The organism is Pseudoalteromonas sp. NJ631 (genome assembly GCF_000276645.1).
GTDB classification, from domain to species: Bacteria; Pseudomonadota; Gammaproteobacteria; order Enterobacterales; family Alteromonadaceae; genus Pseudoalteromonas; species Pseudoalteromonas piscicida.
Map to the genome: position 1 here is coordinate 1 of NZ_AKXJ01000042.1, position 1,142 is coordinate 1,142.

Annotated in this window: 1 protein-coding gene; it reads left to right on the forward strand. The window is 51.4% G+C overall.

The genetic code is table 11. From position 1 onward, the window contains the following. Positions 1-1,142, forward strand: a 1,142-nt coding sequence (locus A587_RS0123700; protein WP_017219568.1) for an amino acid adenylation domain-containing protein, incomplete at both ends; no start/stop codon positions are given.

Sequence of the window (1,142 nt, forward strand, 5' to 3'; positions counted from 1 at the left end):
ATCATCTGGCTTATGTTATTTATACCTCTGGCTCTACCGGGCAACCTAAAGGAGTGCTGGTACAGCATAACAATGTGACCCGCCTACTAGGCACCTCACAAGCGCATTTTGACTTTAGTGAAGCTGATGTCTGGACCCTGTTCCATTCCTACGCCTTTGACTTCTCGGTGTGGGAGGTTTGGGGAGCGTTGGCCTATGGCGGACGTTTAGTGGTAGTACCTTACTGGGTATCGCGCTCGAGCGGAGATTTCTACCAGTTGTTGGTGCAGGAAAAAGTGACGGTCTTAAACCAGACCCCGAGCGCCTTTAATCTGTTGATTGCCGAAGACGGCCGTCGGGATGAATCGCTGGCGCTGCGCTATGTGGTTTTTGGCGGGGAAGCTCTGAATTTCACTCAGCTTAAACCTTGGGTGGCGCGTCATGGCGATAACGCCCCAGAGTTGGTCAATATGTATGGGATCACCGAAACCACAGTGCATGTTACCTATCGACGTATTCGGGAGCAAGATTTAACGCAAGGTCGGGGTGCGAGCCTGATAGGTAAGCCACTGGCAGATCTGGATATTCTGTTGTTGAATGAAAAACAAGTGCTGGTACCGGACGGTATTGTTGGTGAAATGTATGTCAGCGGCCACGGGGTTAGCCGGGGCTACTTAAATCGGGAAGACTTGAGTGCTGAGCGTTTTGTGTGTTTGCCGGGACAGGGTGTGAAACGCTTTTACCGCACAGGCGATCTGGCGCGCCGACAGGAGGGTGGCGAGCTTGAATATTTGGGACGAATAGATCACCAGGTGAAGGTACGGGGTTTTCGTATAGAGCTGGGTGAAATAGAGCATGCTCTAGCAACTCATAGTGACATTCAGGAAGCCCTAGTGTTGGCTCGGGACAATGGAGAAAACAACAGCCAGCTGGTCGCTTATCTAGTGGTTGGCGACAGTGAAAGGGAAACAGGGGCCTTGATAGAGGATGTTAAGGGGCATATTCGTCAGGCTTTACCGGAGTACATGGTGCCGTCGGCGTATATGATACTGGAAGCTTTGCCGTTGACAGCGAATGGTAAAGTCAATGTTAAGGCACTGCCGGAGCCGGATATTGGATTATCCAGAGCGGAGTATGTAGCCCCTAAATCGGATACGGAACGG